The organism is Caulobacter sp. Root655, from assembly GCF_001427665.1.
Lineage (GTDB): Bacteria > Pseudomonadota > Alphaproteobacteria > Caulobacterales > Caulobacteraceae > Caulobacter.
On the sequence record NZ_LMHC01000026.1, the window covers coordinates 1 to 12,215 of the forward strand.

The following is a 12,215-nucleotide window of genomic DNA, read 5'->3' on the forward strand; positions in this document are numbered from 1 at the left end:
GGTCAGGTCGGTGAGGGGCGGGCGGACGGGGCCGGCGTCGCGGCCGATGGCGGTCATGCCGGCCTTGACGATCGAGACGGCGTAGCCCTTGCCGCGATTGCGCAGGGCGATGTAGGGCAGCACGAAGTCGCGCAGGCCGGCCATGACGGCGACCCGGTCCTGGGCCCGCACCGMGCGGTAGAAGTCCAGCGCCCAGTCGGGCATGAAGTTGAAGATCGCCGAGGAATAGGTGGTCACCCCCATCTCCAGATAGGGCAGGGCGAAGGTCTCGGCGGTCGGCAGGCCGCCGATATAGGTCAGGCGCTCGCCCATCCGGGCCTGGACCCGCATCATCAGCTCGATGTCGCCGACCCCGTCCTTGAAGCCGACCAKGTTGGGGTTGCGTTCGCACAGCCGCTCCAGGGTGTCCTCGGTGAGCACGGCGTTGTCGCGGTTGTAGACGATGACCCCCAGCCGGGTGGCCCGGCACACCGCCTCGACATGGGCGGCCAGGCCCTCCTGGCCGGGRACCATCAGATAGGGCGGCAGCAGCAGCAGCCCGTCGGCCCCGGCCGCCTCGGCGGCCTTGGCCAGGTCGACGGCGATGGCGGTGCCRTAGCCGCAGCCGGCGATCACCGGGACGCGGCCGGCCGTCTCGGCGACGGCGGCGCGCACCACCCGGTCGACCTCGGGCGGGGTCAGGGAGAAGAACTCGCCGGTGCCGCCGGCCGCGAACAGCCCGGCCAGGTCACGCTGCAGCATCCAGGCGCAGTGCTCGCGATAGGCGCCYTCRWYGAACTGGTGCTGGGCGTCGAAGTGGGTGACGGGGAACGACAGCAGACCTCCGCCGATCTGACGGGCCATTTCGGACGGCGACATCTTGCTCATCAATATCCTCGCTGCATGGCCCGGCGGTCACGAGGCGTTACCGAGCCGCCCCAGCCGTCGCGGCCGTCTACTGGGGNCGGACGGCGACATCTTGCTCATCAATATCCTCGCTGCATGGCCCGGCGGTCACGAGGCGTTACCGAGCCGCCCCAGCCGTCGCGGCCGTCTACTGGGGYCGACGCTAGAGGCCGGGGCCCAGGCGGTCTAAGCCAAAGGCGCTATCGACCGATGCGGGTTTTGGCTTGATGGGGCGGTCGGGGCTGTCGGCAGGGGCCCGATGACCCATGATCCCGTCTATCGATGTCGAAACGGGTATCGGTCGGCGCCCCTTCCACGCTGGGCGAGCGTGAAGGCGCGGATCGGTCTGGAGCGACGACCAGGTCGGATACCGATGCTCGCCCGGCATTTGTCGATGCGGCCTTAGCATTGGTTCCGGGGCGAGCCCGGCGCCTAGTCTCCACGCAACAAAGGACCGGCGCACGTCGGCGAAATGCGGAGGGAACAAGCAGATGGATCGCAGGAAATTCCTGTCGGCGACGGGCCTGGGCGCCGTGGCGCTGGGCGCGGCTTCGACCTCGGTGGTCGCCGCGCCGAAGACGGCGACGCCAGCGGCGAAAGGCGGCCCGGCCAAGTTCAAGCTCGGCTGCCAGAGCGGCCCCTTCGACGAAGAGCACTTCGCCTATTTCGCCCGCTATGGCGTACGCAACTGCAGCAGCAGCGCCAAGATTCTCGATCCCAGCCGGATCTATCCGACCGTCGACGAACTGAAGACCCTCAAGGACATGGGCGACCGTCACGGCGTCAGCGTCGACATGGTCGACAGCGTGCTGCTGACCTCGTCGCACATCGACCGCGAGAAGAACCCGGCGATCATGCTGGCCCAGGACCCGCAGCGCGACCGCGACATCGAGGCCTTCCAGACCCTGATCCGCAACTGCGCCGCCGCCGGCATCCCGGCGGTGAAGTACAATATGAGCATCCTGGGCGTGCTGCGCAGCGGCAAGGTCAAGGGCCGCGGCGACTCCGAATACGCCGCCTGGAACCTGGCCGAGGCCAAGCCGCCGACCCCGCTGACCCGGGCCGGGGTGGTCGACGCCGACCGGTTCTGGGAGCGGATCACCTATTTCCTCGACCGCGTCGCGCCGGTGGCCAAGGAGTACAAGGTCCGCATCGCCTGCCACCCGCAGGACCCGGGCGTGCCGCCCGGCGGCTACCAGGGCGTCGACCGGGTGCTGGGCACCATCGACGGCCTCAAGAAGTTCATCACCATCAACGAGAACCCCTATCACGGGCTCAATTTCTGCCAGGGGACGGTGTCGGAGGACCTGCGGGACCCGGGGACCGAGATCTTCGACGTGATCCGCTATTTCGGGAACCGCAAGAAGATCTTCAACGTCCACTTCCGCAACATCAAGGGCCACCGCGACAACTTCGCCGAGGTGTTCCCGGACGAGGGCGACGTCAATTTCCTGGAGGCCATCAAGGTCTACAAGGAGGTCGGCTACGACGGCATGCTGATGCCCGACCACGTGCCCGAAGTTCCCGGAAAGCCGAACGCGCGCCTCGAGAACTTCGCGTTCGCCTACGGCTATATCCGCGGCCTGATCCAGGCCGCCGACCACCTGGCCTGAAACCCGGCTTGGCCGCCAGTCCGCTGGCGCTCCGTTTCTAGGAACATCCCAATGTCACGACTGACCCAACGCGCTTGCGCGTCGTCCGTGCTCGCCTTGAGCACAGTGTGGGGCGCCGCGGCGGTCGCCCAGACCGTTCCGGTTCAAGCGCCTCCCGCGGCCCAGGTCCAGACCGCGGCTTCGTCGACCGATACGGTCGAGGAGGTGGTGGTCACCGGCTCCCGCGTCGCCCGCGCCGGCTTCACGGCCCCGACGCCGGTGACGGTGCTGGGCGGCGACCAGCTGGCCGCCAGCAGCCCGACCACCCTGGGCGAGTCGCTCAAGCAGATCCCGGCCCTCAACAATTCGGTCGGACCGCGCGGGGCCCAGACCTCGTCGGGGCAGGGTGGGGCCTATCTGGACCTGCGCGGCCTGGGTCCCAGCCGCACCCTGACCCTGCTGGACGGCCGGCGCTTCGTGCCCGGCGACGGCAGCGGCCTAGTCGACACCAACCTGTTCCCCCAGGCCCTGGTCGAACGGGTCGAGGTGGTGACCGGCGGCGCCTCGGCGGCCTACGGCTCCGACGCGGTCGGCGGGGTGGTCAACTTCATCCTCAACAAGAAGTTCGAGGGCTTCAAGGGCGAGGTCCAGGGCGGCGTCTCGAACTACAACGACGACTACGAGCAGAAGTACAACTTCGCCTACGGCAGGAGCTTTGCCGAGGGGCGCGGCCACCTGATCGGCAGCGTGGAATATTTCAAGAGCAACGGCGTCGATCAGCGCCTGGACCGTCCCGTCGCCCGGGAGAGCTGCCAGGTGATCTCGCTGCCGGCCGGGTCGCCCACTCTGCGCGACTTCGCCTGCGGCGTGCGGGTCTCCAACGCCAATTTCGGCGGGCTGATCACCAACACCGCCCTGGCCGGCACCACCTTCACCGCCGACGGCCAGCCGATCCCGTTCAACTACGGGGCCCTGCGCACCGGCTCGACCATGGTCGGCGGCGACGGGGTGATCCCGCAGTTCGCGCCGCTGACCTCGGCGATTGACAAGCGCATCGCCTTCCTGCGCGGCAGCTGGGACCTGACCCCCAAGACCAACGTCTATCTGGAGGCCAGCTACGGCGTCGTCGGCCTGGGCTACCAGGTCGGCTCCTACCACAACCAGCTGGGCACCACGGCCCTGGCGATCCGCCGCGACAACGCCTTCCTGCCGACCTCGCTGCGCGACCGGATGACCACGCTGAACCTGCAGACCTTCAGCCTGGGCCGCTACGACAACGACATCCCGCAGAGCAAGGTGACCACCGACAACACCACCTACCGGCTGGTCGGCGGGATCAGCGGCGAAATCGCCAACTGGAAGTGGGACGGCTATTTCGAGCGTGGCGACAACAAGCGGAAACTCCAGATCGGCAACGACCTGCTGCAGGCCCGCTATGTCGAGGCCGCCGACGCGGTGGTCAGCCCGACGACCGGCGCGATCGTCTGCCGCTCCAGCCTGACCACCCCGGGCAACGGCTGCGTGCCGATCAACGTGTTCGGCTACCACCCGCCCAGCGACGGCGCCTTCCGCTACATCACCGCCACCAACGCGGCGATCCAGAAGTCCTACGAGCACCTGGTGGCGTTCAACCTGTCGGGCGAGCCGTTCTCGACCTGGGCCGGGCCGGTGTCGCTGGCCACCGGCGTCGAGTATCGCGAGCAGGGCTTCGACCAGAAGGTCGACGCCCTGTCGGAGACCTTCAACCCGGTGACCAACAGCCCGGGCCCGTTCCGGGTCGGCAATCCGAAGGCCCAGTCGGGCAGCTACAACATCAAGGAAGGCTACGTCGAAACCGTGGTGCCGCTGGCCAAGGACATGGCCTGGGCCCAGGAGCTCGAGCTCAACGCCGCGGCCCGCTACACCGACTACAGCACCAGCGGCGGGGTCACGACCTGGAAGGTCGGCCTGTCCTACACACCGATCCCCGGCGTGCGCTTCCGGGCCACGCGCTCCAAGGACATCCGGGCGCCGAACCTCTACGAGCTCTACCAGAAGGGCCAGTCCAACTACATCGTGTCGATCTTCGACCGGGTGAACAGCGTGACGGCGACCAACGTCAAGCAGCTGCAGCTGGGCAATCCGAACCTGGTGCCGGAAGAGGCCGAGACCACCACCTTCGGCGTGGTCTACCAGCCCAGCTTCGCGCCGGGCCTGGGGCTGTCGATCGACTACTATAATATCGACATCCAGAACGCGATTTCCACGCCCACGCCGCAACAACTGATCAACGACTGCGCGGCCGGGGCCCAGGATCGCTGCGCCTTCCTCCATCGCGACGCCGGCGGCGGCTTGATCGGCGTCGACCTGGTCAACCTCAACCTGTCGGCCTTCAAGACCCGCGGCGTCGACATCGAGGCCAGCTACGGCTTCGACCTCTCGGCGATCAAGGAGTCGCTGCCAGGAAGGATCAACGCCCGGGTGATCGGCAGCTATGTCGACACCTTCACCAGCGTCGTGCCGGGCACGCCGGTCGTGAACCGGGCGGGCGAGGCGAACAATCCGCAATGGCGGTGGAACGCCCAGGCGACCTACGACGCTGACCCCTGGTCGCTGTTCCTGCAGGCCCGCTACACGGGTGAGGTCTCCTATGACCTGAGCACGGTCGGCACCGACCTGCGGCAGTTGAAGATCAAGCCCGAGACGCTGATCGATACCCGGATCGCCTACAAGCTGCCGACCGCCAGCGGCGCCTGGACCACCTATTTCAGCGTCACCAACGTCTTCAACAACCTGCCGCCGGCCTTTGCGCCGACCGCCGGGTCCTACGACCCGATCGGTCGCTTCTATCGGGTGGGGCTGAAATTCAGCTACTGACCCGAAGACCGGCGGCGCGCCTTCTCCCCCCGGGCGCGCCGCCGGTCGCCGCCCTCGTCCTTCGACAAGCTCAGGATGAGGGCGACTTGTAGGGCGGTGCGGCAGAATTCCTCATCCTGAGCTTGTCGAAGGACGAGGAGTTCGGCCCAAGATCGTCAACTGTCCACAGAGCCTAGTGAACCAACTCGCGAGCCAGGTGGCGGCTGGCGCGCCAGAAGAAATAGGCGGGGATCAGGCCCAGGAACGCGGCGCCCAGCAGCACCCAGCGCACGCTCTGCGGGCCGGCCAGGGGCGTGACCGCGTCCGACAGCATGCCGAAGCCCAGCGGCCCCAGGCCCAGACCGACCAGGCTCTGGCCGAACGACACGACGGCCACGGCCATCGCCCGGTTCTGCGGGCGGATGACGCCCTGGATGATGGCGAAGGCCGGACCGTAGGACAGGCTGTTGAAGACGGTGGGGATGCAGACCAGCAGGATGGCCAGCCGCCAGTCGGTGACCGTGTAGGCCAGCAGCAGGAACGGGAAGGCGATGCTCATGCCGACGATCGGTCCCATCAGCATCCGGCGCGGATCCTTGCCGCCGAACCGCTCGGCCAGCCAGCCGCCCAGCCAGGTGCCGAACACCCCCGACGCCCCGCCGCCCAGGCCCAGCCAGACCCCGACCTGGCCCGGCGACAGGCCATGGCTGCGCATGAAGAAGATCGTCGTCCAGACACCCTTGCCATAGCCGAGGAAGGCGACGACGGCGGCGGCCACGAAGATCGCCACGAAGGCCTTGGAAGCCCGCATCTCCTTGAGCGCCTCGGCGAGCGGCGGCCGGGCCACGGTCGCGAGCGGGACAGGGCCGGACAGGCGGCGCGGATCCTTGATCGTCAGCCAGACCAGCAGGGCGACCGCCACGCCCGGCAGGCCGAGGATCAGGAAGGTGTGGCGCCAGCCCAGGACGTCGGCCAGCAGGCCGCCGAGCACCAACCCCAGCAGCGAGCCGATCGGAATGCCCATGCCGTACAGCGCCAGGGCCGAGGCCCGCTTCTCGGGCTTGACCATCTGGCTGATCAGCGAGTGGGCGGCTGGCGTACAGCCGGCCTCGCCGATGCCGACGCCGACCCGGGCGGCCAGCAACTGGACGAAGGTGGTCGACAGGCCGCACAGGGCCGTGGCCGCCGACCACAGGGCCAGCGAGATGGCGATCAGTCCCACCCGGTCGGACCGGGGGCGGTCGGCGTAGCGGGCGAGGGGAAAGCCCAGCACCGTGTAGAGCAGGGCGAAGGCCAGTCCGGCCATCAGGCCGACCTGGGTGTCGGACAGGCCCAGGTCGCGCTTGATCGGCTCGGCCAGGATCACCACCACCTGGCGGTCGAGGAAGTTGAGGACGTAGACGAGCAGCAGCACCCAGAGCACGTAGCGGGCGCGCCGGTCGGCGGTCGCGGACGAGGCGGCGGTGTCGGCGGATGCGAGCAAGACAGGCTCCCGGGCTTGGTCGACAGGGCGGCGGCGCCGATTGCAAGGGCGCCGCCGCGGACGAAGGTTAGAAGCTGACGTCCAGGCTGACGCCGACCCGGCGCACCGAGTCCGGGCTGAAGTACTGGATGTAACCGCCGGGATTGAGCGCGGTGACCGGCGAAGGGGTGATCTGCGCGGCGTAGCGCTTGTCGAGCAGGTTGCTGGCGTAGAGCGCCAGGCTCCAGGCCTTGTCCGGGGCCGAGACGCCCAGGCGTCCGCCCAGCAGGCCATAGGCCTTCTGGATGGTCCCCGGGTCGCCGCTGGCGGAATAGTTGACGTCGCTCTGCCAGTTCCAGTTGGCCTGGAAGAAGCCGCGCAGACCCGGGGTCAGCGGGCGTTCGTAGGCCAGGCTGGCGCCGTAGACCCAGTCCGCCGTCCCGGCCAGCTGCCGGCCGGCGGCGTTGAAGAAGCCGTCCAGCGAGGCGGGGTTGGCCGGGGGCGCGCTGCAGGGCCCGCCCTGGGCGATCTTGGGCTGGCCGAAATAGCACTGCACGCCGTTGAAATCGACGTAGCGGGCGTGGGTGTAGGCTCCGCCGGCGGTCATCGTCAGGCCGCGCGTCGGCCGCGCCACCAGGCTGACCTCCACGCCGCGCGTCTTGATCTCGCCGGCGTTGGTGATCCGCGAGGAATAGGTGGCGCTGGAGAGGTCGGAGACCTGGGCCTGGAAGTTCTTGACCGTGGTGCTGTAGATGGCGGCGTCCACGGTCAGGCGGCGGTCGAGCAGCGCGGTCTTCAGGCCCAGCTCGTAGCTGGTCGGAATCTCCGGCTGAACCCGCTGGTCGGCCAGGGTGTTGGCGGCGCTCAGGCCGCTGAAGCCCGGACCCTTGTAGCCGCGCGACACCGTCACATAGCCCATGATGTCGTCGCTGAAATTGTAGCGGGGGCCGATCCGCCAGGAGAGGTTGGTGTTGTCGATGGCCTGGTGCAGGGTCAGCGCCACCGAGCCTGGGATGAACACCGCCCCCGGCGTCTGGGCGCGGCGATAGTCCAGGGTGATCTCGTCGCGGGTGACCCGCGCCCCGGCGATCAGGTCCAGCTTGGGCGTGAGGTGCAGGCCGACCTGGCCAAAGCCCGCCAGGCTGGTGGAGTTGATGTCGTTATAGGTCGAAGTCTCGAAGACCGTGCCCAGCGGCGCGCCGGGCACGACGGGGATCACCGCGCCGTTCGAGGCCGGCACGATCCAGCTGAGCTGACCGCGCTGGCGGATCAGCGACGAGGCCTTGGAGTGGTAGAGATAGAGCCCGGCGACATAGTCGAAGCGCTCGCCGATCGGCGAGGTCAGGCGCAGTTCCTGGCTGAACCAGTCGGTCTTGCCGGCACCGCCGTTGACGTCGACATAGCTGACCGGGGTCAGGTCGCCGTCATAGAAGCCCTCGCGCTTGACCGAGCGATAGGCGCTGATCGAGGTCAGGGTCAGGTCGTTGAAGCCGTAGTCGACCTGCAGCGACGCGCCCTGGGCGGTCGACTTGCCCTGGAAGGGGCCGTTGGTGGCGACCTGCAGGTTCTTGGGTCCGGCGACGATGCCGTAGCGGGCGTTGGTCACGGCCGGCGCGTAGCCCGGCGTCACCTTGCGCCAGGTCGACGAACAGCAGAAGGCGTCGTTGTCGGTGCGGTCGGCCGAGACATAGACGCTGAGGTCGTCGTTAGGCCGCCACAGGGCCTTCAGCGTCAGGGTGCTGATGTCCTGTGGGTCGGTGTCGACGTTGTTCTGGGCCAGGTTGCGCACCAGGCCCTCGCGCTCGTTGTGGGTGGCGACCAGGCGCAGGGCGAGGGTCTCGCCCAGGGCGACGTTGCCGACCGCCTGCAGGACCTGCTCGCCGCGCTCGCCGAACTGGACGTGCAGCAGGCCACTGTCCTCGCCCAGTCGGGGCCGGTTGGTGATGAAATGCACCAGGCCCGCCGAGGCGTTCTTGCCGAACAGCATGCCCTGTGGGCCGCGCAGGATCTCGACCCGCTCGATGTCGGCCAGGGTCGCCAGGCTGGCGGGATCGGCCAGCACCACGCCGTCGACGACGGTGGAGATGCTCTGCTCGATGCCCGCCGAGAAGCTGCTGGTGCCGATACCGCGGATGGTCAGGCCCGAGGCGCTGTTGCTGAGGCTCTGCTTGAACCGGACGCTGGGGTCGATCAGGGACAGCTGCTGGGGCTGGGTGATGTTCATCGCCGCCAGGGTCTCGCCGCGCACGGCGGTGATGGCCAGGGGCACGTCCTGGACGTTCTCGGCCCGCTTCTGGGCGGTGACCACGATTTCGTCGATGCTGACGACTGAATTGGCCGCCTGCGCGGCCTGGGCCAGCGCGGCCGGAGCCGTGAGCAGGGCGGCGGTCCCGACCGCCGCGCCCAGGAGGAGTTCAGCCCTGAGGGCCCGCGGCGAGCGCGGTTGGATAGACATGACGCGTTCCTTCCCTTGAGCCGCTTGGCGGCTTCTTTTGTGATCGGCGGTAGCGGTGTGGACAGCAGGGCTCACGCGGCCGCCGTGCGGCGTTCGCGGGGTAGGGGAGGCGGGCCCCGACCGGCGCTCGCCTCTTGAATTTGGATCAGCGTCCGGGCCCGGATCGCTTAAGTAACGATATCGTCACTTAAGTGGCATGGCAACGTTTTTCGAACGGTTGTTCGTCAAGCGGTCGCGCTGGACCGCTGGGTGACGCGCGCCAGCCAGGCGGTGACGTGGGCGCAGTCGTCGGGGATCGGCACGCCGATGAACCGGCCGAAGTCGACGGTGGTCAGGGCGATGATGTCGGCCATGGTGTAGGCCTCGCCGGCGATGAAGCTGGTCTTGGCCAGCTCGTGGTCGAGCCAGTGATAGACCCGGTCGGCGTGGGCGCGGTTGGATTCCCCGAAGTCCGTGAACTGGGTCAGCAGGCCGGCGGTGAGGGGGTGGGTGTGGCGCCAGATGTGGGCGATCGGCATCATCAGCTGCAGCTCGATGCGTCGGATCCACATGTCGATCGTCGCCTGTTCCTTCGGGGTGGTCCCGAACAGCGGCGGCTGGGGGTGCAGGCCTTCGAGATAGCGGCAGATGCTGACGCTCTCGCTGAGGAACGAGCCGTCGTCCAGCTCCAGCACCGGCACCTGGCCCAGCGAGTTCTTGTCCAGGAAGGCGGTGGCCTTGTGGGCCCGCTCGCGCAGCGGCACCCGCTCGTGGTCGAGCGTCAGGCCCTTCTCGGCCAGGAAGATGCGGACCCGGCGCGGGTTGGGCGCGGGGTTGTCTTCGCCATAGAGCTTCATGCGGTGGTCGCCTCCTCAGCCGGCGTGACGCCGGTCCGCGAGGTCTAGACGCCTCGCTCATTAAGTGACGATATCGTTACTTAATGAGCGAGGCAACCGCCATTCGAAGGACAGGCGGCCTCAGGCCCTGGTGGCGCGCGGGGGCTGGCCGTACTGGGCGGCCAGGGCGTTGGCCCCCGCCACGATCGCCAGGGTGATGGCGTCGATCAGCGCCTCGTCGTCGCCGTCGCGGGCCGCCAGGGCCCCCGCCGTGCCGGCCACCATGAACCAGGCATACTGCTGGGCCTGGCGCTCGGGCAGGCCGAAGGCCTTTTGCAGGCCGATCGCCCAGCCGTCGGCATTGGTCTTCTGGTTGGCCTTGGCCCGCGCCGCCAGGGGGCCGCTGTCGCTGACCAGGCGCATGAACAGCTCGCCGCGCTCGTCGGCGCGCCGGAACCAGTATTTCAGGGAGCCGCGAACCCAATCCTCGAAGCTCGAGTCCGGGCCGACCTCGGTGGCCAGGCGCTCGACATAGATCTGGGTCTCGCGGTCGAACAGCGCGGTCAGCAGGTCGTCGCGGTCGGCGAAGTAGCGATAGCCCAGGGCCTTGGTCACGCCGGTCAGGTGAGCCACGCCGTCCATGGTGACGGCCGCGACGCCCTGCTCGATGACGATCTGCGCCGCCGCGTCGAGGAAGCGCTCGCGTCGCTCGGCGCCCTTCAGTCGTGTCTGCGTCATCCCTGCCTCTGAACCGCGGCCGTCTCCTATTGGCGTGGCGCGGCAGGAACTGGCAAGAGCGGCCGGACATCCAGGCACGGCTATTCGCCGCCGCCTTCATCGCCGAAGGGGTGTGGCCGCGCGACGACAGCGGCCAATTATGTCGGCCAAGCGCGCTTCCGGGCCTCACGACGGTCATAGGTCGACCCTATCTCCAAGCTCAGCCGAGGATGCCATGAACGCCCACCTGCAGACCATTTCGACCTTTGTCGCCGAGCATCATGCCTGGGCGGGCGTCGTGCTGGGCCTCGTCACCTTCCTGGAGTCCCTGGTCCTGGTCGGCGCCTTCGTGCCGGCCACCGCCTTGATGCTGCTGGCCGGCGGCCTGATCGCCAGCGGGGCGTTGGATCCCGTCACGGTATTGCTATGGTGCGCCAGCGGCGCGGTGGCCGGCGACGCGGTGTCCTATGCCCTGGGACGGCGTCTGGGCGCCGGCGCCCTACGTCGGCCGGTCTTTCGCGATCACCGCCGGACCATCGCCCGCACCCGCCTGTTCTCGCGGCGGTACGGCGTGGCGTCGATCTTCATCGGCCGGTTCTTCGGACCGCTGCGGGCCTTCGTGCCGGTGATGGCCGGGATGCTGCAGATGAAGGCCCGCACCTTCCAGGTCGCCAACCTGGTCTCGGCCGTGGTCTGGGTCGCCGTGCTGCTGACGCCTGGCTACCTGGCGGCGCGCGGCCTGGCGCTGCTCGACGTCGGCGGCTTCTGGGTCCTGGCCGGCGTGGTCGCCGTGCTGGCGATCAGCGGAGCGATCTGGGCCGTCCTGCGGGCGCGCGCCGAAAAGCGGGCGGCGGCGCCGGCCACCTGGCCCGTGGCTGTCCTCTAGCAGAGCTGGCGGGCGCCCAGGATCTTCGCATCGGGTTCCGCTTCCGGAGGCAATCCGGACAGCCGCCGTCGGCGTCCACGGGCAATTTGGCCTCACGTTCCCGTTATGTGGCCCCATCCGGGCGACGGGCCTGCTAGTCTATGCGTGTCGCGGACCTCGGGAAGAGGCCGACGACATCGAGCCGAGGCTCGCATCGCACTGGGCGATAGGGTTCGCCGTCCCTTAGACGGCAGATCCAAATCCTTGGAGATCTCCGCGCCGCGCACGGCGCCATCTTGAAAGGGCTGTTCATGCACCCACTTGCCCCCGTCGACGCGCCCGCCGCCGTCGCTTCCGAAGACCAGGTCGCCGAACGGCCGCGCCAGACCGCGCTGGAGCCTCCAACATTCGCCGAGCCGCCGCGCCCAGGCGAGGGCGACGCCGACCTCCTGCGCCTGATGCGCGCGCTCTAGGCGGCGATCCGGCCCCGGCGTGTCATGCGCCGTCACGCACAAGCAGATGACCTTTCGAGCCCGGACGACGTCACGGCCCTAGCGGTCGCGCGCGCCGAGATCCGTTGGCCCGATTC

9 protein-coding genes and 1 pseudogene are annotated in these 12,215 nt (G+C 68.7%); 4 read left to right on the plus strand and 6 right to left on the minus strand.

The window, feature by feature from the left end:
- Positions 1-867: 5-dehydro-4-deoxyglucarate dehydratase (gene kdgD / locus ASD79_RS20750; RefSeq protein ID WP_056725187.1), on the minus strand; the 867-nt coding region annotated here is incomplete at its 3' end.
- Positions 868-1,376: 509 nt separating this feature from the next.
- On the opposite strand from kdgD, the gene ASD79_RS20755 reads away from it, so the two are divergent.
- Both ASD79_RS20755 and ASD79_RS20760 read left to right on the plus strand, forming a co-directional pair.
- Positions 1,377-2,498, plus strand: a complete 1,122-nt coding sequence (locus ASD79_RS20755) for a mannonate dehydratase (protein ID WP_056725188.1) — start codon at positions 1,377-1,379, stop codon at positions 2,496-2,498.
- A 51-nt stretch (positions 2,499-2,549) separates the two neighbouring features.
- The gene (locus tag ASD79_RS20760; RefSeq protein WP_082585052.1) at positions 2,550-5,333 is read left to right on the plus strand and encodes a TonB-dependent siderophore receptor; all 2,784 of its coding nucleotides are present in this window, start codon (positions 2,550-2,552) and stop codon (positions 5,331-5,333) included.
- Between the two features lie 48 nt (positions 5,334-5,381).
- Here the strand turns inward: ASD79_RS20760 and ASD79_RS25250 are convergent.
- The 5 genes and pseudogenes from ASD79_RS25250 to ASD79_RS20780 all read right to left on the minus strand — a co-directional run.
- Positions 5,382-5,476: pseudogene (locus tag ASD79_RS25250) on the minus strand (hypothetical protein); the annotation flags it as partial.
- 29 nt (positions 5,477-5,505) lie between these two features.
- A complete protein-coding gene (locus ASD79_RS20765) occupies positions 5,506-6,795 on the minus strand; it encodes an MFS transporter (protein WP_056725191.1) in 1,290 nt (429 codons plus the stop codon).
- 67 nt (positions 6,796-6,862) lie between these two features.
- A complete protein-coding gene (locus tag ASD79_RS20770) occupies positions 6,863-9,229 on the minus strand; it encodes a TonB-dependent receptor (RefSeq protein ID WP_056725193.1) in 2,367 nt (788 codons plus the stop codon).
- A 224-nt stretch (positions 9,230-9,453) separates the two neighbouring features.
- Positions 9,454-10,065, minus strand: coding sequence for a glutathione S-transferase family protein (locus tag ASD79_RS20775; RefSeq protein ID WP_056725195.1), 612 nt, complete (start codon positions 10,063-10,065; stop codon positions 9,454-9,456).
- Positions 10,066-10,185: 120 nt separating this feature from the next.
- Positions 10,186-10,782 carry a TetR/AcrR family transcriptional regulator gene (locus ASD79_RS20780; protein ID WP_056725197.1) on the minus strand — a complete coding sequence of 199 codons (597 nt, stop codon included), beginning with the start codon at positions 10,780-10,782 and terminating at the stop codon, positions 10,186-10,188.
- Between the two features lie 214 nt (positions 10,783-10,996).
- Between ASD79_RS20780 and ASD79_RS20785 the strand changes: the two genes are divergently transcribed.
- Complete coding sequence (locus ASD79_RS20785; protein WP_056725198.1) at positions 10,997-11,647, plus strand: DedA family protein; 651 nt, start codon at positions 10,997-10,999, stop codon at positions 11,645-11,647.
- Between the two features lie 290 nt (positions 11,648-11,937).
- Complete coding sequence (locus tag ASD79_RS24125; protein WP_156400611.1) at positions 11,938-12,099, plus strand: hypothetical protein; 162 nt, start codon at positions 11,938-11,940, stop codon at positions 12,097-12,099.
- Positions 12,100-12,215 lie beyond the last annotated feature (116 nt).